This is a genomic window from Streptomyces sp. NPDC048258 (assembly GCF_043201995.1).
Classification (GTDB): Bacteria; Actinomycetota; Actinomycetes; order Streptomycetales; family Streptomycetaceae; genus Streptomyces.
In genome coordinates, this window is sequence record NZ_JBICZH010000009.1 from 324,226 (window position 1) to 347,590 (window position 23,365).

22 protein-coding genes, 1 rRNA gene and 1 riboswitch are annotated in these 23,365 nt (G+C 70.7%); of the genes, 6 read left to right on the forward strand and 17 right to left on the reverse strand.

The window, feature by feature from the left end:
• Positions 1–27: 27 nt before the first annotated feature.
• Positions 28–744, forward strand: coding sequence for a pyridoxamine 5'-phosphate oxidase family protein (locus ACGFYQ_RS22400; protein ID WP_393746497.1), 717 nt, complete (start codon positions 28–30; stop codon positions 742–744).
• Here the strand turns inward: ACGFYQ_RS22400 and ACGFYQ_RS22405 are convergent.
• Both ACGFYQ_RS22405 and ACGFYQ_RS22410 read right to left on the reverse strand, forming a co-directional pair.
• A complete protein-coding gene (locus tag ACGFYQ_RS22405; protein WP_393746499.1) occupies positions 726–1,739 on the reverse strand; it encodes a DMT family transporter in 1,014 nt (337 codons plus the stop codon). The genes ACGFYQ_RS22400 and ACGFYQ_RS22405 overlap by 19 nt on opposite strands.
• A 163-nt stretch (positions 1,740–1,902) precedes the next feature.
• Entirely contained in the window at positions 1,903–2,898 is a 996-nt protein-coding gene (locus tag ACGFYQ_RS22410; RefSeq protein WP_393746501.1) for a DMT family transporter, read from the reverse strand.
• A gap of 171 nt (positions 2,899–3,069) precedes the next feature.
• On the opposite strand from ACGFYQ_RS22410, the gene ACGFYQ_RS22415 reads away from it, so the two are divergent.
• On the forward strand, positions 3,070–3,498 hold the full coding sequence (locus ACGFYQ_RS22415; RefSeq protein WP_393746503.1) for an SRPBCC family protein: 429 nt from the start codon (positions 3,070–3,072) through the stop codon (positions 3,496–3,498).
• Positions 3,499–3,582: 84 nt separating this feature from the next.
• Here the strand turns inward: ACGFYQ_RS22415 and ACGFYQ_RS22420 are convergent, their stop codons facing one another.
• Positions 3,583–4,203, reverse strand: a complete 621-nt coding sequence (locus tag ACGFYQ_RS22420; RefSeq protein WP_393746505.1) for a PadR family transcriptional regulator — start codon at positions 4,201–4,203, stop codon at positions 3,583–3,585.
• A gap of 180 nt (positions 4,204–4,383) precedes the next feature.
• Here ACGFYQ_RS22420 and ACGFYQ_RS22425 point away from each other — a divergent pair, with 180 nt between their 5' ends.
• A complete protein-coding gene (locus ACGFYQ_RS22425; protein ID WP_393746507.1) occupies positions 4,384–5,205 on the forward strand; it encodes a PhzF family phenazine biosynthesis protein in 822 nt (273 codons plus the stop codon).
• A gap of 48 nt (positions 5,206–5,253) precedes the next feature.
• Here the strand turns inward: ACGFYQ_RS22425 and ACGFYQ_RS22430 are convergent, their stop codons facing one another.
• Complete coding sequence (locus ACGFYQ_RS22430; RefSeq protein ID WP_393746509.1) at positions 5,254–6,054, reverse strand: CPBP family intramembrane glutamic endopeptidase; 801 nt, start codon at positions 6,052–6,054, stop codon at positions 5,254–5,256.
• 75 nt (positions 6,055–6,129) lie between these two features.
• Entirely contained in the window at positions 6,130–7,665 is a 1,536-nt protein-coding gene (locus ACGFYQ_RS22435; RefSeq protein ID WP_393746511.1) for a glutamate--cysteine ligase, read from the reverse strand.
• A gap of 501 nt (positions 7,666–8,166) precedes the next feature.
• Between ACGFYQ_RS22435 and ACGFYQ_RS22440 the strand changes: the two genes are divergently transcribed.
• Both ACGFYQ_RS22440 and ACGFYQ_RS22445 read left to right on the forward strand, forming a co-directional pair.
• The gene (locus ACGFYQ_RS22440; RefSeq protein WP_393746513.1) at positions 8,167–8,787 is read left to right on the forward strand and encodes a hypothetical protein; all 621 of its coding nucleotides are present in this window, start codon (positions 8,167–8,169) and stop codon (positions 8,785–8,787) included.
• A 261-nt stretch (positions 8,788–9,048) separates the two neighbouring features.
• The gene (locus tag ACGFYQ_RS22445) at positions 9,049–9,246 is read left to right on the forward strand and encodes a DUF5999 family protein (RefSeq protein WP_328924569.1); all 198 of its coding nucleotides are present in this window, start codon (positions 9,049–9,051) and stop codon (positions 9,244–9,246) included.
• A gap of 89 nt (positions 9,247–9,335) precedes the next feature.
• Here the strand turns inward: ACGFYQ_RS22445 and gcvP are convergent, their stop codons facing one another.
• Positions 9,336–12,221, reverse strand: a complete 2,886-nt coding sequence (gene gcvP / locus ACGFYQ_RS22450; RefSeq protein WP_393746515.1) for an aminomethyl-transferring glycine dehydrogenase — start codon at positions 12,219–12,221, stop codon at positions 9,336–9,338.
• 196 nt (positions 12,222–12,417) lie between these two features.
• Positions 12,418–12,516: riboswitch (glycine riboswitch) on the reverse strand.
• A gap of 112 nt (positions 12,517–12,628) precedes the next feature.
• On the opposite strand from gcvP, the gene ACGFYQ_RS22455 reads away from it, so the two are divergent.
• Positions 12,629–12,994 (forward strand): PRC-barrel domain-containing protein, encoded by a 366-nt coding sequence (locus ACGFYQ_RS22455; RefSeq protein WP_362402649.1) that lies wholly within the window; start codon positions 12,629–12,631, stop codon positions 12,992–12,994.
• Between the two features lie 33 nt (positions 12,995–13,027).
• Here the strand turns inward: ACGFYQ_RS22455 and ACGFYQ_RS22460 are convergent, their stop codons facing one another.
• The 11 genes from ACGFYQ_RS22460 to rrf all read right to left on the reverse strand — a co-directional run.
• Positions 13,028–14,434: a DNA polymerase IV gene (locus ACGFYQ_RS22460; protein WP_393746518.1), complete on the reverse strand. Its 1,407-nt coding sequence runs from the start codon at positions 14,432–14,434 to the stop codon at positions 13,028–13,030.
• A gap of 94 nt (positions 14,435–14,528) precedes the next feature.
• Entirely contained in the window at positions 14,529–15,167 is a 639-nt protein-coding gene (locus ACGFYQ_RS22465) for a MerR family transcriptional regulator (RefSeq protein ID WP_393746520.1), read from the reverse strand.
• Positions 15,168–15,347: 180 nt separating this feature from the next.
• Positions 15,348–15,821, reverse strand: a complete 474-nt coding sequence (locus ACGFYQ_RS22470; protein ID WP_030009777.1) for a bifunctional nuclease family protein — start codon at positions 15,819–15,821, stop codon at positions 15,348–15,350.
• A gap of 52 nt (positions 15,822–15,873) precedes the next feature.
• A complete protein-coding gene (locus tag ACGFYQ_RS22475) occupies positions 15,874–16,647 on the reverse strand; it encodes a MerR family transcriptional regulator (protein WP_393746522.1) in 774 nt (257 codons plus the stop codon).
• A 20-nt stretch (positions 16,648–16,667) separates the two neighbouring features.
• Positions 16,668–17,210 (reverse strand): FHA domain-containing protein, encoded by a 543-nt coding sequence (locus tag ACGFYQ_RS22480; RefSeq protein ID WP_030873844.1) that lies wholly within the window; start codon positions 17,208–17,210, stop codon positions 16,668–16,670.
• A 486-nt stretch (positions 17,211–17,696) separates the two neighbouring features.
• Positions 17,697–18,467, reverse strand: a complete 771-nt coding sequence (locus ACGFYQ_RS22485) for a DUF881 domain-containing protein (RefSeq protein ID WP_393746525.1) — start codon at positions 18,465–18,467, stop codon at positions 17,697–17,699.
• A gap of 119 nt (positions 18,468–18,586) precedes the next feature.
• Positions 18,587–18,919 (reverse strand): small basic family protein, encoded by a 333-nt coding sequence (locus tag ACGFYQ_RS22490; RefSeq protein ID WP_007262894.1) that lies wholly within the window; start codon positions 18,917–18,919, stop codon positions 18,587–18,589.
• Positions 18,916–19,824, reverse strand: a complete 909-nt coding sequence (locus ACGFYQ_RS22495) for a DUF881 domain-containing protein (RefSeq protein WP_393746563.1) — start codon at positions 19,822–19,824, stop codon at positions 18,916–18,918. The genes ACGFYQ_RS22490 and ACGFYQ_RS22495 overlap by 4 nt, the downstream gene beginning before the upstream one ends.
• Before the next feature lie 114 nt (positions 19,825–19,938).
• Positions 19,939–22,434: a sugar phosphate nucleotidyltransferase gene (locus ACGFYQ_RS22500; RefSeq protein WP_393746527.1), complete on the reverse strand. Its 2,496-nt coding sequence runs from the start codon at positions 22,432–22,434 to the stop codon at positions 19,939–19,941.
• 99 nt (positions 22,435–22,533) lie between these two features.
• The gene (locus ACGFYQ_RS22505; protein ID WP_393746529.1) at positions 22,534–23,124 is read right to left on the reverse strand and encodes a CDP-alcohol phosphatidyltransferase family protein; all 591 of its coding nucleotides are present in this window, start codon (positions 23,122–23,124) and stop codon (positions 22,534–22,536) included.
• A 136-nt stretch (positions 23,125–23,260) separates the two neighbouring features.
• Positions 23,261–23,365: ribosomal RNA gene (gene rrf, locus ACGFYQ_RS22510) — 5S ribosomal RNA — on the reverse strand; the annotation flags it as partial.

Sequence of the window (23,365 nt, forward strand, 5' to 3'; positions counted from 1 at the left end):
ATGCACTAGTACAACGGAGTTCGCATTATGACCGCCACGCCCGTCACGTCCGCCACGGAGACCTCCGAGCCGACCACCGCGACCGCGACCGCGAACGGGTACGAGCCCACCGACCGCACGGTGCCGACCCGCTCCCGCGACCGGGCGCGCTACGACCGCGAGACGGTGCACTCGATACTCGACGAGGCCTACATCTGCCACCTCGGCTTCGTCCGCGACGGCGCGCCGGTGGTCCTGCCCACGCTCTTCGGCCGGGTCGGCGAGGCGCTCTACATCCACGGCTCCACCGGCTCCCGCCCGCTGCTCGCGGCGGGCAAGGCCGACCCGGGCCTGCCGGTCTGCGTGACCGTGACCCACGTCGACGGCCTGGTGCTGGCCCGCTCGGCCTTCCACCACTCGCTCAACTACCGCTCGGTGGTCGTCCACGGCACCGCCTACCAGGTCACGGACGAGGAGGAGTGCCGGATCGCCCTGGACGCGCTCGTCGACCACGTGGTCCCGGGCCGCTCCGCCGACTCCCGGCCGGCCAACGCCAAGGAGCTCGCCGCCACCGCGGTGATCCGCCTGGACCTGACCGAGGTGTCCGCGAAGCTCCGTACGGGCGGACCGAACGACGACGCCGAGGACCTGGACCTGCCGTACTGGGCGGGCGTGGTCCCGGTCGCCCCGGCGTACGGGACGCCGGTCCCGGCGGCCGACCTGGCCCCCGGGACCGGCGTCCCGGACTACCTCGCGGCGCTCTGACCCGACACTTCGGGGGCGCGGACGGGCCGAACCACCGGCCCGTCCGCGTCCGTGTGCCGGTCCGCCGGGCGCCGTGCCTCCGCCGCGATCAGGGCGCCCACGGCCGCCAGCAGCAGTACGGTGCCCAGCACCACGGCGCCGGTCAGCCGCTCCCCGAGCAGCAGGACGGCGATCACCGCCGCGCTCACCGGTTCGATCAGCATGATCACGGACACGGTGGCGGCCCGCACGGCGGCGGCCCCGGTGAAGTAGAGCGCGTACGCCAGCGCCGTCGGCACGGTCGCGACGTACAGCAGCAGCCAGAGCACCCGCCCGAGTTCGGCGGTGTGCGGAAGCAGCCCCTCCACGGCGGCGAACGGCAACAGGCACACCGTGCCCACCGCGACCGACCAGGCCGTGGTGACGAGGGGGTCCCCGCCCGCCCCGCGCCGCCCGAGCGAACGGGCCCGCAGGGTCATGCCCGCGTACCCGGCGGCCGATACCAGCGCCCAGCAGACGCCGAGCGGGCGCACCTCACCGCCGCCGCTGCCCAGCACCAGTACGGCCAGCCCGGCCAGCGCCCCCGCGACGGCGGCCACGCCGCCCCGGCCGAGCCGCTCGCCCATCCAGTGCCGCGCCCCGAGTGCGATCAGCACGGGCCCGGCGCCGAGGGTGACCACGGTGCCGACCGCGAGGCCGGTCTCGCGCACGGCGGCGAAGTACGCGGCCTGGAAGAGGGTGAACAGCAGCCCGGTCACGATCAGCGAGCCGGCCGACGGCCGCGTCCGCCCGAGGCCGGGGTGCGAAGGCCGGGAACCGGGCCGGGGACGGCGTACGGCGAGCACCCCCAGCAGCACCACGAGCCCGCCCGCGCACCGCCAGAACGACAGGGCGAGCGGACCGAGGTCACTGGCGAGGAAGAGGAGCGAGGCGGCCGCCCCGGCGGTGCCCCAGGCGGCTCCGGCGATGACGAGGTACAGCAGACTGCGCCCGGCAGCGGGCGAATGGTTCGACACGTGGTTCTCCGCGCATGCGTGAAGGATGAAAGAAGCAGGTCATCGCTTCGCGGGCAGCGCGCACCCACCCGGGAACTCCCCGGGCAGGGGATCTCGTTCGAGGAAGTGCCGCCCGCGCTAGGCGGCGGGAGGCGGAAGCACGGTCGAAGGCATGATCGCCACCCTAGGCCCTCGCGGTCTCGCGGTCCACCACGGCCGGATCGGCCGCGGCCGCGGCCGGGGCCGGGGCCGGGGCCGGGGCGGTGGACGGGGACGGGGCCGGCCGGGAGGACTGCGCGATGAACGCGCCGCCCAGCACCAGCCCGCCGCCGACGATCTGCCAGGTCGAGAGGTGCTCGCCGAGCAGGATCCAGGCCAGCACGGTGGCGACGACCGCCTCCAGGAAGGCCACCACGCCCGCGACCTGCGGTGAGAGCCTGCGTACGGAGACCACGCCGGTCACGTACGCGAAGACGGTCGCGATCAGCACCACCCAGCCGAGCAGCACCGGAGCGGGGACCATAGTGCCGCCCACGGCGGCCTCCCCGCCCAGCACCTGCCAGTCCATCTCCCACGGCCGGGCGATCACCGTCATCACGAGGGCGCCGACGAGCATGCCGTACGCGATCACCCCGAGCGGGTCCGGGGCGTCGTCCCCGTCCGCGCCCTGGTCGGCGAAGACGAAGTAGAAGGCCTGGCACAGGGCCGCGCAGAGGCCGAACAGCACGCCGAGCAGGTCGAGCCGCAGCCCGGCCCAGATCTCGACCACGCAGGCCAGCCCCACGACGGCCACGGCCGCTCCGGCGGCGGCGCCCCGCGTCACGGGCTTGCGCTGCACGAAGCGGATGTAGCCGAGCAGCAGCGCCGGGCCGAGGTACTCCAGCAGCAGGGCCACGCCGACCGGAATCCGGGACAGCGAGGCGAAGTAGAAGGCCTGGACACCGGCGACGGCGACCAGCCCGAAGCCCGCGAGCAGCGCCGGCCTGCGCACGATCAGGTCACGGTGGCGCCAGGCCAGCGGGGACAGCACGAGCGCTGCCCCGGCCACCCTGAGCCAGACCATGTGGAGGGGGTCCAGACCCGCCTCGATCAGCGGCTTCGCCGCCACTCCGGAACCACCGAACGCGACCGCCGAGACGAGGGCGAGACCCAGTCCGGCGTTTTTCCCTGACGCTTGCATCGGGCCATCATGGCAGGGCTCGTCAGGAGCGTCACGGTCATGACACCTGTTGAGACGCAGATGACACCACCGCCACCCACCCCTCCGATATCTGACAGGTCGTCAGTATTGAATGTTCCGCCCGCCGGGGCTACGTTCCGCCGCACGTACCCGACGAGAAGGGGTGGTCGCATGGCCGAAGTCACCGCGGAATCACGCATCGAGGCGTCCGCCGCGCAGCTCTGGTCCCAGCTGACGGACTGGGACGCGTACGGCCAGTGGAGCATGACCCACACCAATTTCCCGAAGGGCGGCCCGGAGACCCTCGCGATCGGCTCCACCTTCGCCGAGAACATGAAGATGATGGGCTTCCCCGCCGAGGTCGTCTGGACCGTCTCGGAGCTGGAGGACGAGCGCGTCTTCGCCATCACCGGCAAGGGCCCGATGGGCGTGGCCGTCCTCACCCGGTACACCCTGACCCCGGACGGCACGGCCACCACCGTCCGCATCGACGGCGAGTTCACCGGGGCTGCCGTCTCGCTGATGGCGGGCAAGCTCAAGGACTCGGCCACCGCCGCGCTGAACGAGTCGCTGCGCAAGCTGGCCGGCCTGGTCGCCTGACCTCCCGAACGCTTCCGTACGCACGACGGCGCGCCCCGCGAGTCACTCGCGGGGCGCGCCGCTGCGATCGTCCGGGCCGACCGGTCAGTGCTCGTCGGCCAGGATCAGGTAGAGCTTCTTGCGGGCGTCGTTGATGACCGCGACGGCCTTCTCCCGCTGCTCGGGGGTGCCGGTCTTGAAGACCTGCCCGAAGGCCTCCCACAGGCCGACGCCGGCCGAACGGATCTCGTGCATGGCCTCGAAGTCGACGCCGCGCCCCGCATCCGCCCAGGGGGCGTCGGGGCCCGACTCGGCCTCGGTGCGGCCGGCCTCGGTGAGCGTGAACAGCTTCTTGCCACCCTCGCTCTCGTTGGTGATGAGCCCCTCGTCCTCGAGCAGCTGCAGGGTCGGGTAGACCGAGCCGGGGCTGGGCTTCCAGGTCCCGCCGCTGCGCTCGCCGATCTCCTGGATCATCTCGTAGCCGTGCATCGGCCGGTCGGCGAGCAGCGCCAGGATCGAGGCGCGCACGTCACCCCGCCGGGCCCGGCCCCGCGGTCCCCCGCGGCCGCCGCGCCCACCGAAGGGGCCTCCGCCGAAGGGCGGTCCGAACGGGCCGAAGGCGGCGCGGCGCCCCTTGAACTCCTCCCGACGATCCGGCCCGCAGTGGCCGTGGCCCCGTCCGTGCTCATGTCCGTGGTCGTGTCCGTGCTGTCCGTGTGAACGCATGACCGCGCTCCTTCCGTCTGTTCGTGGTGTCGTATCGGTTGTCCGATGCCTCCACTATCGATGCTCTATCGCGACACGTCAACGATATATCGGAAACTTTCTGAGCGAACAGCTTCGAACAAGGCCAGTCACCCCGATTGGCCTTTGTCGGTGATCAAGAAACCGCCCTACCGTCGGGGGATGCGCATCCGAATCGTCGACGCCTTCACCGACCGCCCCTTCCACGGGAACCCCGCCGGAGTCCTGCTCCTCGACACCGGGTTCCCCCCGGACGCCTGGCTCCAGCAGGTCGCCTCCGAGGTGAACCTCTCCGAGACCGCCTTCGCGCACCCCCTGCCGCCCGGCGGGGACGCAGACTGGGCGCTGCGCTGGTTCACCCCGGCCGCCGAGGTCGACATGTGCGGCCACGCCACGCTCGCCACCGCCCACGTACTGGCGACGGAGGGCCTCGCCACGGGCCGGATCCGCTTCACCGCGCGCTGCGGCATCCTCACGGCCGAGACCGCCGAGGACGGGGCGATCACCATGGACTTCCCGACGTCCTCACTCACCCCGGTGCAGCCTCCGACCGCGGTGGACCACGCCCTCGGGGGCGCCCCGATCCTCTCCGTACACGACACCGCCGCCCACATCGGGGACCTGCTGATCGAGCTCGCCGACGAGAAGACCGTCCGCGAACTGGAGCCGGACCACTCCGCCCTGCGCGCGTTCGCCAAGCGCGGGGTGATCGTCACCGCGCCCGCCGAGGATCCCTCTCTCGGGTACGACTTCGTCTCCCGCGGCTTCTTCCCGGCCTTCGGCATCGACGAGGACCCGGTCACCGGCAGCGCCCACACCGCGCTCGCCCCGTTCTGGGCCGAGCGCCTGGGCCGCACCGAGCTCACCGGCCTCCAGGGCGGCGCCCGCAAGGGCCTGGTACGGGTGACCCTGGCGGGCGAGCGCACCCTGCTGACCGGCCACGCGGTCACCGTCCTCGACGGGGAGCTCCTCACCGCCCCCTGACCGGACCGCCGCCGGCGCCGCGGCGGGCCGGCCCCGACCGGCCGCCCGTCACGGCGTCGGCAGCCAGCCCACCTTGCCCGCGAGCAGCGCGTACCCGCCGAAGGCCACGATGTCGAGCAGCGCGTGCGCGACCACGAGCGGTCCGACCCGGCCCCAGCGGCGGTAGGCCAGCACGAAGACGACGCCCATCACCACGTTGCCGATGAAGCCCCCGATGCCCTGGTAGAGGTGGTACGAGCCGCGCAGCACCGAGCTGGCCAGCAGCGCGGCCGTCGGCGACCAGCCCAGCTGGTCGAGGCGGCGCAGCAGGTAGGCCAGCACGATGACCTCCTCCACCACGGAGTTCTGCACCGCGGAGAGGACCAGCACGGGGAACTTCCACCACACGTCGGGCAGCGCCTCCGGCACAACCGTGAGGTTGAATCCGCCGGCCCGCGCCCCCAGGTAGAAGACCAGCCCGGCGCTCCCGATCCCGGCCGCCACGAGAACACCCCGCGCCAGGTCCCACCCGGGCCGCGTGCGGTCGAACCCCAGCACCCGCAGCCCCGGCACACCCTCGCGGGTCAGCAGGTGGGCCACCAGCAGTACGGGTACCAGGGCGGTCCCGATGCCGAACAGCTGCCAGGCCAGGTCCAGCCAGGGCCGGCCGGGCGCGTAGGAGCCGTTGAGCGTGGCGGCCTGGTCCTTGAGGCCGCCCGGCTTGGTGAGCGAGCCGATGAAGCTGATCAGCGCCGAGACCGCGCTGGCGCCCAGCGACAGCGCCAGGACCAGCAGGGTCTCCGTGCGCAGGAGACCCCGCCGCCCGTCCTCGCGCAGCTCCACGACCACCGGCTCCGGCTCCGCCCGCACGCCCGACTCCCGTCCTACCGTCCCGTTCCGACCTCCCCATACTGCCCCTTCGGCCACGGAACGGGATCACCGGACTCAGCGCACGGCCGGCCCCGAGGCGCCCACCTCTCCTTCCCCCAGCCCCACGGGCCAGGTGTGCACGGGGTCGCCCTTGTGCATCAGCTCGCTGTAGCGCCGGGTGGTCGCGGCCAGCGCCTCGTCCCGCTCCAGCCCGGAGGCGAGCGCCCGGTGGTAGGTGTCCACCTGCCAGGTCGCCCCGTTCACCCGCCGCCGACAGCGCTCCTCGATGATGCCGAGATAGCGGTCCCGGTCCGCGGGCTCGATGCCCCAGGCGTCCAGTCCGGCCGCCGCCATCGGCAGCAGCTCGTCCAGGACCAGCCGGACGGCGGGCACGCTCGCCAGCCCCCCGCCCCGGCCCCGGCGCGGCCAGCGCAGCCGCGCGTCGATCCCGTACCGGCAGGCCGCGTCGAAGTTCGCCTCCGCCTCGGCGAAGGGCAGCCGGGTCCACACCGGGCGCGGCTCGTCGGCGAGGGTGCGTACGAGTCCGTAGTAGAAGGCGGCGTTGGCGACGACGTCGGCGACCGTGGGCCCGGCCGGCAGCACCCGGTTCTCCACCCGCAGGTGCGGCACCCCGTCGGCGACCCCGTACACGGGCCGGTTCCACCGGTAGACGGTGCCGTTGTGCAGGACCAGCTCCTGCAGCCCCGGTATCCCGCCCTCGCCGAGCACGCGCAGGGGCTCCTCCTCGTCGCAGATCGGCAGCAGCGCGGGGAAGTAGCGGATGTTCTCCGCGAAGAGCTCGTACGCCGAGTCCACCCAGCGCTCCCCGAACCAGGTGCGCGGCCGCACCCCCTGCGCCTGGAGCTCGGGCGGCCGGGTGTCGGTGGCCTGTGTGAACAGCGGCGGCCGGGATTCCCGCCACAGCTCACGCCCGAACAGGAACGGCGAGTTGGCGCCGACGGCTATCTGCGCGGCCGCCACGGCCTGGGCCGCATTCCACACGTCCGAGAACCGCGCCGGGGTGACCTGAAGATGCAGTTGTACGGAGGTGCAGGCGGCCTCCGGCACGATCGACCCGGAGTTCCAGGTCAGCCGCTCGACCCCGTCGATGTCGAGCGTGAAGTCCTCACCGCGCATCATCAGGATCTGCTCGTTGAGCAGCGAGTAGCGGTCGACCGCCGAGAGGTTGGCGGTGACCAGGTCCTCGCGGGAGATCGTCGGCAGAATACCGATCATCACCACACCGGCGTCGATCTCCGCGGCCTGCCGGTGGGCATAGCCCAGACCCGCGCTGAGTTCCTCGGCGAGCTGGTCGAATACCCGGCCGCCGAGCCGGTGCGGGAGGACGTTCACCTCCAGGTTGAACATTCCGAGTTCGGTCTGGAAATCAGGGCTCGCAATCCTCTCCAGTACCTGCGCATTCACCATTCTCGGCAAACCGTCGGCACCCGCGAGATTCAACTCGATCTCCAGCCCCATCATGTTCTTCGGGCGATCGAACCTCTTCTCTGCCAGAAGCCGCTCCAGCCCCTCCAGGCACTCGTGAAGCTTCCTTCGATACCGCTGCCGATCGGACAGGTCGAATCCGCCTGCCACGACCTTCTCCCCCATCGAAGCGTCCCCTCCTCGATTGGGCCTGGCCCTGTGCACCCAGGCCCGCATGTACGGTCGATGATGCCCCGGCAGAGTGATCCATAACGCGGAGGGGGCGTGCGTGGCGAGGAGCGCGCGCCGGTTTGGCCGACGGGCGCTACGGCACATTCACCTGGCAAGTCACTTCGCGCAAATTCCGCATCGACTTTGCCTGTTCCGGAAAACCGGTGCTTTTCAGCCGAGCCCCCGTCCGGTAACCTCCGAGGTCAGCGCGTCATGTCCGCGTGCATCCGGCATGAATGCCACGTCAGCGGGACCGGTAAGCGCCTTGTCGGCAATAGGCGGGACAGCTAGCCGAAACACTGCGTGAACACATGTCGTATAAACTCCGCAAACGAGGCAGAGAGTTGGCGCGCGGCCATTGCCCCTCAGCCCCCCTCTGGCCCCAGAATGCGACAGCGCCGTCCGCACCGCACCTGCCCCCGTTCCACAGGTCTCCCAAGTGAGAGGCGACCCACCATGCCGCTGCATGTCCCTCCGGCTCCCGCGCCCGCCCTGCGCTGCGTCCTCGCGGCTCTCGGCTCCCCCACCGCCGTCCACGAGGCGCACACCCCCGCCCTGCGCGCGATCCAGGGGCCGATGACCCCCGAACTCCCGCTTCCGGTCCACGTCCTCGACCGACTGGGCGTCTCGAACCTGGCAGCGGGCGGCAGGCCGCCCCGTACCCGCCTGACCGGCTGGCGGTTCCTGATCCGCAGCGGGGACCGGTACGTCGCGGCGGCCGATACCCGGCTGACACCGGACGGCTGGGCGTTCTCCCACTTCTTCGAGGGCCCCTACGTGGCCGCCACCGAACGCGCGCTGCGCCAGGCCGAGTCGCTCGGCACGGCGTACCAGCCCCGGCTGCTGTCCGTACCGGAGCTGTACATGCTGACCCTGTGGCTGCACGGCGCCGTGGGCGCCGACGCCTCCGCCGGCCTGCCCGCCGGCGAGGATCTGCTGGTGCCGCTCGCCCCGGCCCCGCCCGGCATCGCCGCGTACCGGCCGCATCCGGTCTCCGAGCTGCTGCCCGTACTGACCCACCGGCTGACCCCAGCGACGGCGCCGGTCCCGCCCTCGCTGGCCGCACCCGCCGCCTGACCCGAGTGACCCATTCGGCCTAGCCCGCTCGGGCCACTGGCGAACCATCCGAAATGACAGGGGAGTTGGCCTGAACCGCCCGCACGAGTGATGCGTCATCAATCTATGAGGACAGCTGGCGGGAAATGCCTGCGAAGCGGCTGTCGTGGGGGAAGACTGATGACAAGCTCCCCGCGGGTGCGGGGATGACCCAGGGGGACGGCCATGAACCACGTATCGAGCCGTAGCACGCAGACCACACCGCAGCGAAAGAACGCATCCATGTGCCAGCACCAGCCAGCCTGCCCGTCAGCCGAATCCGCCGACCGGGAGGCCGCGCTCCCGGTGGCCAACCACCCGGAACAGGGCTGGAGCCTGCTGTGCAACGGCGTCCTGCTCTTCGAGGACACCGGCGAGCTGCTGCCGGACGGCCAGATCATCGCCCCGCACCGCCCGCTCGCGGGGGCGCAGGCGGCCTAGCCGACGGAGCGACCGCACGGAGCGACGACCGAGGAACGACGAAGGGGCCGGCCCGGGAGAAACCTCCCGGACCGGCCCCTTGTCCATGCTCAGTGGTCGTACTCGTCCAGCGGCGGGCAGGAGCAGACCAGGTTCCGGTCGCCGAAGGCGCCGTCGATCCGGCGCACCGGCGGCCAGTACTTCTCGGCGGCCGTGACGCCACCGGGGAAGACCGCCTCGTCACGCGTGTACGGGTGGTTCCACTCGCCGCCCAGCGCCGCCGCGGTGTGCGGGGAGTTGGCCAGCGGGTTGTCGTCCACCGGCCACTCGCCGGCCGCGACCCGCTCGATCTCGCCGCGGATGGCGATCATCGCGTCGCAGAACCGGTCGATCTCGGCGAGGTCCTCGGACTCCGTCGGCTCGATCATCAGCGTGCCGGCGACCGGGAAGGACATGGTCGGCGCGTGGAAGCCGTAGTCGATCAGACGCTTGGCGATGTCGTCCACGCTCACACCCGTCGCCTTCGACAGCGGGCGCAGGTCGATGATGCACTCGTGCGCGACCAGGTTGCCCGGGCCGGTGTAGAGCACCGGGTAGTGCGGCTCCAGGCGCTTGGCGATGTAGTTGGCGCCCAGCACCGCCACCTGGGTGGCGCGCTTGAGGCCCTCGCCGCCCATGAGGCGCACGTACGACCAGGAGATCGGCAGGATGCCGGCCGAGCCCCACGGCGCGGCCGAGATCGGGCCGACGCCCGTCTCCGGGCCCGCGGTCGGCTGGAGCGGGTGGTTCGGCAGGTACGGGGCCAGGTGGGCCCTGACACCGACCGGGCCGACGCCCGGGCCGCCGCCGCCGTGCGGGATGCAGAAGGTCTTGTGCAGGTTCAGGTGCGAGACGTCGCCGCCGAAGTGACCCGGCTTGGCCAGGCCCACCAGGGCGTTGAGGTTGGCGCCATCGACGTAGACCTGGCCGCCGGCCTCGTGCACCTGCGCGCAGATGTCGGCGACGTGCTCCTCGAACACACCGTGCGTGGACGGGTACGTGATCATCAGAACGGCGAGCTCGTCGCGGTACTGCTCGATCTTGGCGCGCAGGTCGGCCGCGTCCACCTCGCCGTCGTCGGCGGTCTTGACGACGACGACCTTCATGCCGGCCATCACGGCGCTGGCCGCGTTGGTGCCGTGCGCGGAGGACGGGATGAGGCAGATGGTGCGCTGCTCGTCGCCGTTCGCGCGGTGGTAGGCGCGCACGGCCAGCAGACCGGCCAGCTCACCCTGGGACCCGGCGTTGGGCTGGATGGAGACCTTGTCGTAGCCGGTGACCTCGCAGAGACGTTCCTCCAGCTCAGTGATGAGCGTGAGGTAGCCCTCCGCCTGCTCCACCGGCGCGAACGGGTGCAGCTGGCCGAATTCGGGCCAGGTCACCGGCTCCATCTCGGTGGTCGCGTTGAGCTTCATGGTGCAGGAGCCCAGCGGGATCATGCCGCGGTCCAGCGCGTAGTCCTTGTCCGAGAGCTTGCGCAGGTAGCGCAGCATCGCGGTCTCGGAACGGTGCTGGTGGAAGACCGGGTGGGTCAGGTAGTCGTCCGAGCGCAGCAGGCCCTCGGGCAGGGTGTCGTCCGTGGTCGCGTCGAGCGCCTCGATGTCCGCGGTGACACCGAAGGCGGCCCAGACGGCCTCGACGTCGGCGCGCAGGGTGGTCTCGTCGCAGGCGACGGAGACGTGGTCGGCGTCGGCCTGGTACAGGTTGACCCCGCCCTCGCGGGCGGCGGCGACGACCTCGGCCGCACGGCCCGGGACCCGGGCCGTGATGGTGTCGAAGTAGGCCCCGTGCACGATCTCGACCCCGCCGGCCTTCAGACCCGCGGCGAGCAGAGCGGCGTAGCGGTGGGTGCGGCGGGCGATCGTCCGCAGGCCGTCCGGGCCGTGGTAGACGGCGTACATGGCGGCCATGACGGCCAGCAGCACCTGCGCGGTACAGATGTTGCTGGTGGCCTTCTCGCGGCGGATGTGCTGCTCACGGGTCTGCAGCGCCAGCCGGTACGCCTTGTTGCCGTCCGCGTCCACGGAGACGCCGACGAGGCGGCCGGGGAGCGAGCGGGCGTGCTTGGCCTGGACGGCCATGTAACCGGCGTGCGGTCCACCGAAGCCCATCGGGACGCCGAAGCGCTGCGTGGTGCCGACGGCGATGTCCGCGCCGAGCTCGCCGGGGGAGGTCAGCAGGGTCAGCGCGAGCAGGTCGGCCGAGACGGTGACGATGGCACCGAGCTCGTGCGCCTGGTCGATGAGCGGCTTGATGTCCCGTACGGCACCGGAGGCGCCCGGGTACTGGATCAGCACGCCGAAGACGCCGCGCTCGGCGATCTCGGCCGGGATGCCGTCCGACAGGTCCGCGACGACGACCTCGACGCCCGTGGGCTCGGCGCGGGTCTCGATCACGGCGATGGTCTGCGGCAGCGCGTCGGCGTCGATCAGGAACACGCCGTCCTTCACCTTGCCCACCCGGCGCGCGAGGGACATGGCCTCGGCGGCCGCGGTGCCCTCGTCGAGCAGCGAGGCACCCGAGGTCGGCAGCCCGGTGAGGTCGGCGACGACGGTCTGGAAGTTCAGCAGCGCTTCGAGGCGGCCCTGCGAGATCTCGGGCTGGTAGGGCGTGTACGCCGTGTACCAGGCCGGGTTCTCCATGACGTTGCGGAGGATCACCGGCGGCGTGAAGGTCCCGTAGTAGCCGAGACCGATCATCGACGAGAGGACCTGGTTGCGGTCGGCGAGCGAGCGCAGCTCGGCCAGCACCTCGGCCTCGGTCCGCGCGTCGGGAAGGTTCAGCGCTTCGGCGGTCTTGATGACATCCGGCACCGCGGCGGCGGTCAGTTCGTCCAGGGAGCCGTAGCCCACCTGGGCGAGCATCTTCGCCTGCGCCTCGGCATCCGGGCCGATGTGGCGCTGCTCGAAGGGGATGCCTCGCTCCAGCTGGGAGAGCGGAATGCGGTTGGCGGTCATGTACGGAGGCCTCCTGGTCGTATGACCTGCGAGGGGCACCACGGCGCGGGCACCCGGACGGCCTCCCCCTCTGTCATCTCAACCTGAGAGTTTCACCGGCCGCTCGAGGGTCGCTCGAGAGAACCGGCTTTCACCGTCGGTGAGGAGAGGAACCGGCACAGCGTGCCCGGTACCCACTCCTGCTTTCCAGAGTGGCCTCGTCCGTGCGGTACGTATGCCTGAGAGATTCCGGGGAGGATTTGCTCCTTCGGCGCCTCCGTCACGCTCACTCGGAGGACTCTCCCGCACAGGGTCGACAGCCATCACCCAGCCTACCAGCGAGGATCTGGACACTCCCCGAGTGGCCTCAGCCCCCGAAATGCACTTCTGTAGTCATTACGGAGGAGTTGCGACCATTTGGAGGGACCGTGCAGACCGACATCGATCCGCGCAGCCTGATCGGCCGCAAGGCGTTCGACCGCAACGGCACCAAGATCGGCACCATCGACGAGGTGTACCTCGACGACGCCACCGGCGTCCCGGAATGGGCTGCCGTGCGTACGGGTCTGTTCAGCCGGGACGCCTTCGTCCCGCTGGAGCCCAGCGAGCTGGTCGGCGACACCCTGCGGGTGCCCTTCGACCGCTCCCTGATCAAGGACGCCCCGGATTTCGGCGTCGGCCGCCACCTCTCCCCGGAACAGGAACTCCAGCTCTACCACCACTACGGCCTGGACGTGACCCTGCCCACCGACTTCCAGCGCGACTTCGGCCACCTGGCGGGCGACGAAGGCTAGTGCGGTGAACCCTGCCGGTCACAGCGCCGGCTGCTACTCCACCGTCGGCCCCTCCCCCACCAGCGGCAGCGGATCGGACGGCTCCAGCTCGGAGTCGTCCACCCGGAAGGTCCGCACCCGCCCGGGCTCCGATCCGGGCTGCTCGAACCGTACGGTCACCCGCCCGACCCCGCTGCCCTGCACCCACCCGGGCCCGTACACCACGTGCCGTACGTCGCTCCCGGCCGCCCAGCGCCGCTCCGGAGCGGGCTCCGGCTCCCCGGCCGCCTCAACGCCCTCCAGGGCCCCCACAGCCCCGTCCGGCTCAGTGGCCGCCCCTGCCTCACCGGTCTCACCGGACTCCCCCGACTCACCGAGCGGCTCGGCGGCCAGCGACTGGGCGAACAGGTCCTCCTGCGTGTAGTCCGCCAGCCCGGTCACGCCCACCCCGAGCAGCCGCACCCCGCCCGTGGTGTCCACGCCCTCCAGCAGGCGCGCCGCGGCCTCACGCACCACCGCGGGGTCGTCCGTGGGCCCCCGCAGCGTCTCGGACCGCGTCAGCGTCGAGAAGTCGTACCGCCGGACCTTCAGCACGATCGTGCGCCCCGAGTGCCCGGACGCCCGCAACCGCTGCACGCACCGGTCGGCGAGCCGCTGCACCTCGGTCCGGATCCGTACCCGGTCGTGCAGGTCCACGTCGAAGGTGTCCTCCACCGACACCGATTTCGCGTCCCGCTCCGCGACCACCGGCCGGTCGTCCAGTCCCAGCGCCATCCGGTACAGGCCCACCCCGTGCGCGCGCCCGACCATCCGGACCAGCTCGTCCTCCCCGGCCTCCACCAGGTCCCCCACCGTGGTGATCCCGGCGCGGCGCAGGTGCTCGCCGGTGGCCGGCCCCACCCCGGGCAGGGTCCGCACCGACATGGGCGCGAGGAGCTCCCGCTCCGTCCCAGGCTCGATCAGCAGCAGACCCGCCGGCTTGGCCTCCTCGGACGCCACCTTGGCCAGCATCTTCGACCCGGCCAGCCCCACCGACCCGCTGAGCCCCGTGGCGGCCCGGATGTCCGCCCGCAGCCGCTCCCCCGCGGCCCGGGCGCTCGGCCCGTCGAAGGCGACCCCGCCCGCCTCCAGGTCCACGAAGGCCTCGTCCAGGCTGAGCGGCTCCACGAGCGGCGACAGCTCCCGCAGCAGGGCCATCACGATGTCGCTGACCTCGCGGTAGAGGCTGAAGCGCGGGATCAGGCAGGCGCCGTTCGGGCAGAGCCGCCGCGCCTGCGCCATCGGCATCGCCGAATGCACCCCGAACCGCCTGGCCTCGTACGAGGCGGTGGCGACGACCCCGCGGGGCCCGAGCCCGCCGACGATGACGGCCTTGCCCCGCAGGCTCGGCTTCGACGCCTGCTCGACGGAGGCGTAGAAGGCATCCATGTCCAGATGCAGAATGGTCGGCGCGGCTCTCACAGCACCGATGCTGCCCTACGCCTCTGACAACGGGCCCGGTGACATCAGACTGGTGGCATCGGGCCCGGTGGTATCGGACGCGGTCCGGCCGGGTTCACACGGCCCGGTTGCGCCGGGCGGCCAGTTCGTCCGCCGGATTGTGGCCGACCAGGGACTCGCCGGTGTCCACCCGCTCCCCGTGCAGCTGCGACAGCGCGTTCTCCACGTCGCGCCACACCACGCCCACGGCGATCCCGAAGACGCCCTGCCCGCCCTGGAGCAGGCTCACGACCTGATCCGGCGAGGTGCACTCGTACACGGTGGCGCCGTCGCTCATCAGCGTCATCCGCTCCAGGTCCGAGAACCCGCGGTCACGCAGGTGCTGCACGGCCGTACGGATGTTCTGCAGCGCGACCCCGGTGTCCAGGAAGCGCTTGACGATCTTGAGGACGACCACGTCCCGGAAGCTGTACAGCCGCTGCGTCCCCGACCCGTACGCGGGCCGCACGCTCGGCTCCACCAGCCCGGTCCGCGCCCAGTAGTCGAGCTGCCGGTAGGTGATTCCGGCCGCGGCACACGCCGTCGGCCCGCGGTATCCGATCTGCTCGGGCGCCGGGTCGCCGCCCACCGGTCCGACCGGCGTCGACTCCGGCTGACGGCGCGCGGAACCGGCCGCACCGCCGTGCAGCGGGTACGGTCCACCGTCACTCCGTGCGGGGATGCCCCCGGTCGTACCGTCGCCCGTGATCCTCACGCCGACCCTCCGTCCTTGACCTGCCACCTTGAAGGTAGGCAGTCACCAGGGGTGCGTCAACGATCGCCACACTCGGCACGCCGAGTGATAATCACCCTGAGAGTGGTTTCCCGTATCCGATTGCGGGGAAAGGCTACTCGAATGGGCTGTTACTTCCCCGTGGACGACGCGGCCGACGCGTCACTGCGGGCCGGTGCCGAAGTCCTCGGGCGAGATCTGGTCGAGGAACTCGCGGAACTTCTCCACCTCGTCCTCCTGCTCGTCCGGAATCGCGATCCCGGCGTCGTCGAGCACACCGTCACTGCCGTAGATCGGCGTCCCCGTGCGCAGGGCCAGCGCTATGGCGTCGGAAGGCCGCGCGCTCACCTCGACCCCGCTGGCGAAGACAAGCTCCGCGTAGAAGACACCCTCCCGCAGATCCGTGATCCGGACCTCGGTGAGCTCCTCGCCGATCGCCTCCAGCACGTCCTTGAACAGGTCGTGCGTCAGCGGTCGGGCAGGGGCCATTCCCTGCTGCGCGAAGGCAATGGCGGTCGCCTCCCCAGGACCGATCCAGATGGGGAGGTACCGGTCGCCTCCCACTTCACGCAGGAGCACGATCGGTTGGTTGGAGGGCATTTCCACCCGGACACCCACAACGTCGAGCTCGTTCACACAGCAACCCTAGGACCTGCTCGGCCGGTTTGGGTAGTCGGGGCCCCCTCGGTCACTGGAGCCGGACCCCGAGGGCGGTCTGTACGAGCGCCTCGTGCAGCCTTACGGAGAGCCCCGCGAGCTCTTTCGTCGTGGCCTCCGCATGCGCCCTGGTCTGGGGATTGCGGTGCCGTCGCAGCGGCGCCACGACCTGCTCGATCAGGCCCGCCTCCCGGTCCGCGGCAGCCTTCATCGCGCGCAGATGCCGAGGCTCCAGCCCGAACCGCCCCAGATCGGCCACCAGCCGGGCCACGGTGACCGCCTCGGCGTCGAATCCGCCGCCGGGGGCCTCGGCGAGCAGCCCGTACGACTCCCACTCGACGAGCTGGACCTCGTCCACGTCGGCGGCCGCGATCAGCTCCGCCCGGCCCACCCGGGCCACGGTGGGCCGCTCCCGGCCCACCTCGCCGTACACGGCCGCGGGGCTGGCGGGATCGACGGATTCCCCGTGCGGCGTGGGCCCCGGGATACGGATCTGCTCACCGCGCGCGAGCGCGTCGAGCTGCTCGCGGATGACCTTCAGCGGCAGGTAGTGGTCGCGCTGCAGCCGCAGGATGCGGGCCAGCCGCTCCACGTCCTCGGTGCTGAACTTGCGATATCCGGAAGGTGTGCGTCTGGGCTCGACGAGCCCCTCCGCCTCCAGGAAGCGAATCTTCGAGATCGTGACTTCGGGGAACTCGTCACGCAGCGTGGTGAGCACCGTGCCGATGCTCACCAGCCGCCCGGCCGAGCCGGAGGTGCCGGCGGTGCCGTTCTTCGCGGCACCGCCGGTCGGGGTACGCAGCAATGGAACCTTCCCTTGAAAGGTCAGACGCCCCGCAGGCTCGCGTAGAAGACCAGCCGGTACTTGCCGATCTGCACCTCGTCGCCGTTGTGCAGCGCGACGGAGTCGATCGGCTCACGGTTCACGTACGTGCCGTTGAGGCTGCCCACGTCGGCGACGGTGAAGCCGCCGTCCTGGCTCCGGCGGAATTCGACATGGCGCCGGGAGACGGTGACGTCGTCCAGGAAGATGTCGCTCTGCGGGTGCCGGCCGGCCGTGGTCAGCTCGCCGTCCAGCAGGAAGCGGCTACCGGAGTTGGGGCCGCGCCGCACGATGAGCAGGGCGGAACCGGGGGGCAGCGCTTCCACCGCGGCCTGGGCCTCGGGGGACAGCGAGGACGACACGTGCTGTTGTCCCGACACCTCGGCCTCGTAGGCCTCGAGGCCCGAGATCGAGATGGTGGACGTGGTCTCCGAGGCACGCTCCGGCGTCAGACCCGCCCGCAGCGGCGCGCCGCAGTTGGAGCAGAACCGGCTCGCCGCATCGCTGCGGTGTCCGCACCTGCTGCAAACCTGCTCGGCCGACATGGACGGCTCCTCGCGCCGCGGCTGCCCCGCGGAGGCATTGGTGGCATACGGGTCGGGGGCAAACCCTCCACCCGCACTTGAGGTTGACGGTTCACCGAAACCTATGCGTCCGGTACCGGCAGGGTCAACGGACGACGCGCCGTGGGCGCCCGAAATGTCACCCGCGCCCGCGACCTCGTCACGGAAGAGCGGCCGGTCGCCCTGCCCTTCCGCCTCACCGCGGCCGGCACGGTGACGTGCCGCACCGCTTTCCTCACGGTTCTTCTTGCCGAACAACTTCTCAAACAACTTCACGGGCGATTCCCCTTGACCGAAACAGACCCGCCCGTGGGGCAGGACGAACTCCGAATGCAACACCTGCCGACCCGGACATTCTCACAACGTCCGTAACCACCAGACAGTTTCCACCACACACCGCGACTTCTGTGCGCCGACCCCCCGCAGGCCTCCGCCCGCGTGAGCCGGTCCACTCTCCGCTCCGCAACATCACGATGACGACCGAGCGTAGTCAGGCTGCTTCGCAGCCCGCAAGGCATCCACAACGATCTTCGCCGACCGTGTGACGGCGACGGTCGCCTGTTCCTTCTCCAGTGTCTGGACGACCCCGCCCGGGATGTTGAGCGCGGGCTCCAGATCCTGCGGCTTGCCGATCACCCTGAACTCGTAGGGCTGTGTGATCTTCTTACCGTCGATCCCGACCCCACCGTTCTCGTCCGAGAAGTACGAGCCCGCCACCACGCGCACACCGTTGATCTGGATCGCCTCGGCCCCGGCCGCCCGCAGCTCCTGGAGCGTGTCCAGCAACTGGTCGGACCGCACCTGGCCCTTGGGATCGGTGATCTTCAACGTGATACCGGGCCCCTGAGCTGCCACCGTACCGGCCAGGATGCCGAGTTGGCGCTCCTTCTCCACCGTCTGCTTCCGGGCCTCCTCGGCCTGGTTGGAACTGCTCTCCAGCTCCTTGCGCTGGTCCTCCAGCCGCTGCTTCTCGTCCTCCAGGCGCTTGGTCCGCCCGTCGAGCTCGTCGAGGATCCGTACGAGGTCCTCCTGGCGGGCCCCGCGCAGCGCGCTGGAGTCGCTGTTCGACCGCACCTGGATGGCCAGCCCCAGGCCCAGCACGAACAGCAGCAGCGCGACGATCAGTTGTGCCCTGCTCACCCGCGGCGGCCACAGCCCGGCCGCGAGCCGCTGCCGGCCCGTCTCCCGCGTCTCCTGCGGCTCCTGCGGTTCGGGCTGCGTGGGCGGGACCGGGTGCATGGGAGCGTCGGACCCTTCGGGCCTCTCGGACCCCCCGGATCCCCCGGATCCCCCGGATCCCTCGGATCCCTCGGATCCCTCGGAGCGCTCCGGCGGAGTGTCGTTCGTACTCATCGGCCTCACGCCCGGAACACGTGCCGGCGGATGGCCGCGGCGTTGGAGAAGATACGGATGCCGAGGACCACGACCACGCCCGTGGACAGCTGCGAGCCGACCCCCAGCTTGTCGCCGAGGAAGACGATCAGCGCGGCCACGACCACGTTCGACAGGAACGACACCACGAAGACCTTGTCCACGAAGATGCCGTCCAGCATCGCGCGCAGACCGCCGAACACCGCGTCCAGCGCCGCCACCACGGCGATCGGCAGATAAGGCTCCACCACGGCCGGTACTTCGGGCCGGACCAGAAGTCCGACCACCACTCCGGCCAAGAGGCCCAGTACCGCGATCACGATGCACCCTTCTGCTGCTCTGCTGCTGTAGCCGTACGTACGGTCAGGCTCGACGCGGCCGGCAGCCGCACCTCGTCCTGGGGGGCCAGCGAGTACCGGATCCCGTAGTTCTCCTGCAGCACGTGCAGGTACTGGCCGTCCGCCGAGTCCTGGAAGGCGGTGCCGAGCCGCTTCTTGTCCCCCACCGCCAGCACCTCGTACGGCGGCACTAGCGGCCTGTTGTCGACCAGTATCGCGTCACCCGCGGCCCTGATCGCCGACAGCGCCGTCAGCCGCTGCCCGTTGATGGAGACGGCCTCCGCCCCGGACTGCCACAGCCCGTTGACGATCTTCTGCATATCGCGGTCGCGGACCCGCCCGGTGTCCGAGAAGCCGGCGCTCTCGCGCGGCCCCCCGCCGCCGCCCGACGAGGCGTCCTTGGCGTCGTCCACGACCAGCTTGATCCCGGGACCGCGCACCTCCGTGGCGCCCGACAGCAGCGCGACGATCTCGCCCTGGCCCCCGCCGGGCTGCTTGAGCGCGGCGCGCTGGCGGTCGGCGACATCGGTCCGCAGACGCTCGATGTCCCGCTCCAGGCCTTTCGCGCGCTCATCCGCCCGCTCCACGCGGTCGATCAGTTCCTGACGCTCCTTGGCCAGCACCGGCGCGGCGATCCGCGCCTCGGCGGCACCGAGCGTGACGACCATGGCGGCGAGCACGAGCCCGGCGGCGAGCCCCAGTTTGGCCTTGAGGGTGCGCGGGAGTCCCGCCGTACCGTCCGCCTCGCGCCGGGCCGATGCCTCCGCATAGCCCTCGTCGAGGCTGTGGTCCATCACGTGCGTCAGCAGCGACATGGAGGCGTCCGGGCGCGCGGGCGCAGGAGACGCCGAACTCCGGTTGTGGGGCGGCTGCGACATGCCGCACATCGTCGCATGTCGGCGCCGCACACACCGAATGCACCTGTCCCGCGGGCCCGGGCGGGGATTTCTCCCCGCCCGGGCCCGCGGGACGTCGGTCATCTGCGGATCACCGCACGGCACTCAGTGCCCGGCACCGTCCACGACGCCCGCCCACTCGTCGAGCAGGGCCTGCGCCGAGGCGGCGTCGGGACCTTCGGCCCACAGATGGGTGACGGCCTCGGCCGGGTCCGGCAGGACCAGCGCCCACCGTCCGTCGGCCTCCACGACCCGCACCCCGTCGGTGGTGTCCACCTGCCGCTCGCCCGCGGCTTCCACGACCCTGCGCATGACGAGTCCCTTGACCGCCCACGGCGTCGGCACGTCCCGCTTGAGCACGTGGGCCCGCGGAATGCGCGCGTCGATCTGGCTCAGGGTGAGCTGCGTACGCGCCACCAGCCCGAGCAGCTGCACGAACGCCGCCGAGCCGTCGAAGACGCTGCTGAACTCCGGAACGATGAAACCGCCGCGCCCGTCACCACCGAAGATGGTGTTCTCCGCCCGGCCCACCCGGGTCAGGTCGTCGGGCGAGGTCGTCGTCCACTCCACCTGCGTGCCGTGGTACGCCGCCACCTGCTCGGCGACACGCGTCGTGGTCACCGGCAGCGCGACCTTGCCGCTGCGCTTCTCCGCGGCCACCAGGTCGAGCATCACCAGCAGCGCCCGGTCGTCCTCGATGATCCGCCCGCGCTCGTCCACCAGGGAGATCCGCTCGCCCACCGGGTCGAAGCGCACGCCGAAGGCGGCCCGTGCCGAGGCCACGATCTCGCCGAGCCGCACGAGCCCGGCCCGCCGGGAGTCGCTGGTCTCCGTCGGTCTGGTCTCGTCGAGCCCGGGATTGATCGTCAGCGCGTCCACTCCGAGCCGGCCGAGCAGGCTGGGCAGGACGAGCCCGGCGCTGCCGTTGGAGGCGTCCACGACCACCTTGAGCCCGGCGTCGCCGATCCCGGTGGTGTCGACCCGCCGCAGCAGCGAACCCGTGTAGGCGTCGAAGACACTGCCCGGGAACTGCAGGTCACCGATCTCTCCGGGGAACGCCCGGCGGTACTCCTGGCGTGCGTACACGCGGTCGAGCTTGCGCTGTCCCTGGAGCGAGAGGTCCGCCCCGCGTTCGTCCAGGAACATGATGTCCACGGAGTCCGGCACACCCGGCGAGGTCCGCAGTACGATCCCGCCCGCGCTGCCGCGTGCGGTCTGCTGCCGCGCGACGGGCAGCGGTACGTTCTCCAGGTCGCGCACGTTGATGGCGCTGGCCTGGAGCGCCGAGATCACGGCCCGTTTGAGCGCTCTGGCGCCTCGGGAGTGGTCGCGGGCGGTGGTGACCGTCGCCCCCTTCTTCAGGGTCGTCGCATAGGCGCCCGCGAGCCGGACGACCAGTTCGGGGGTGATCTCGACGTTCAGGATCCCGGAGACTCCGCGCGCACCGAACAGATGTGCCTGTCCGCGGGACTCCCAGATCACCGACGTGTTGACGAAGGCACCGGCCTCGATCGTCTTGAACGGGTAGACCCGCACATTGCCCTGGACGATCGATTCCTCACCGACGAGGCACTCGTCGCCGATGACCGCGCCGTCCTCGATCCGCGCGGACCGCATGATGTCGGTGTTCTTGCCGATGACACAGCCGCGGAGATTGCTGTGGGGTCCGATGTACACGTTGTCGTGGACGACGGCCTTGTGCAGGAAGGCCCCGCTCTTGACGACCACGTTCGACCCGATGACCGTGTGCTCGCGGATCTCGACGCCCGCCTCGACCTTGGCGTAGTCCCCGACGTACAGCGGCCCGCGCAACACCGCGTCCGGGCTCACCTCGGCCCCTTCGGCGATCCACACGCCGGGCGAGATCTCGAAGCCGTCCATGTCGACCTGGACCTTGCCTTCGAGCACGTCGGCCTGGGCCTTGACGTAGCTCTCGTGGGTGCCGACGTCCTCCCAGTAGCCCTCGGCCACGTAGCCGTAGATCGGCCGGCCTTCCTTCATCAGCTGCGGGAAGACGTCTCCGGACCAGTCGACCGAGACGTCCGCGTCCACGTAGTCGAAGATTTCCGGCTCCATCACGTAGATGCCGGTGTTGATGGTGTCCGAGAACACCTGGCCCCAGGTCGGCTTCTCGAGGAAGCGCTCGACCTTGCCTTCCTCGTCCACGATGGTGATGCCGAATTCCAGCGGGTTGGGCACCCGGGTCAGGCAGACCGTGACGAGTCCGCCCTTTTCCTTGTGGAATCTGATGAGATCGGTGAGGTCGAAGTCGGTGAGCGCATCGCCGGAGATCACGAGGAACGTGTCGTCCTTCAAGGCCTCCTCGGCATTCTTCACGCTGCCGGCGGTCCCGAGTGGCTTCTCCTCGTTGGCATAGGTGAGCTCCATTCCGAGCTCTTCGCCGTCACCGAAGTAATTCTTGACGAGCGACGCCAGGAACTGCACGGTGACCACGGTCTCGCTGAGCCCATGCCGCTTGAGCAGCCTGAGCACGTGCTCCATGATCGGCCGGTTGGCCACCGGCAGGAGCGGCTTGGGCATGCTCGAGGTCATGGGGCGAAGGCGGGTGCCTTCGCCACCGGCCATCACGACGGCCTTCATGTCGGAAGAGTCCTCCTTGAGAGACGACGTTCTCGCCGACCTCACCCGGTCCGGACGGTGACTCCGCTACTCCTCCGCGTCATCAGGCGCCGAGCGAGCTCAATCGGCCGTGGCGTCCGCCTTCACCAGACGACGGACCTGCACCACGTACAGCACTCCTGCCCACCAATACAGAGTTGTACCCCATCCCGCGAACGCCCATCCGAAAACTGACCCCATCCAGGCCAACCAGCCCGTGCCATCACTGAGGAGCAGCAAGGGGAACGCGTACATCAGGTTGAACGTGGCGGCCTTGCCGAGGAAGTTCACCTGCGGCGGGGGATAGCCGTGGCGGCGCAGGATCCACACCATGACCAGCAGCATCAGCTCACGCGCCAGCAGGGCGCCGGTGAGCCACAGGGGCAGAATCTCGCGATAGGTCAGACCGAACAGTGTCGACAGGATGTACAGCCGGTCCGCGGCCGGATCCAGCAGCCGCCCGAGGTTGCTGATCTGATTCCAGCGCCGTGCGAGCTTCCCGTCGAGGTAGTCACTGATCCCGCTGAGCATGAGGACGGCCAGGGCCCAGCCGTCGTACTCGGCCAGGATCAGCCACAGGAACAGGGGCACGCCGGCCAGGCGAGCCATGCTCAGGATGTTGGGAATGGTGAAAATTCGGTCAGTCTGAACCCGAGTCTCCTGGACCTCCACCCGGGGGCCTCCACTGTGACTGTAGAAATGTCGAACGATGCACCTTGACCCTACAGGAGTCCGCACACGTGTCCCGAACGCAGAAAAGCCCCGCACCGGACCCCGAAGGGTCTGGTGCGGGGCTTCCGCAATGATTGTTCGGCGGCGTCCTACTCTCCCACAGGGTCCCCCCTGCAGTACCATCGGCGCTGAAAGGCTTAGCTTCCGGGTTCGGAATGTAACCGGGCGTTTCCCTAACGCT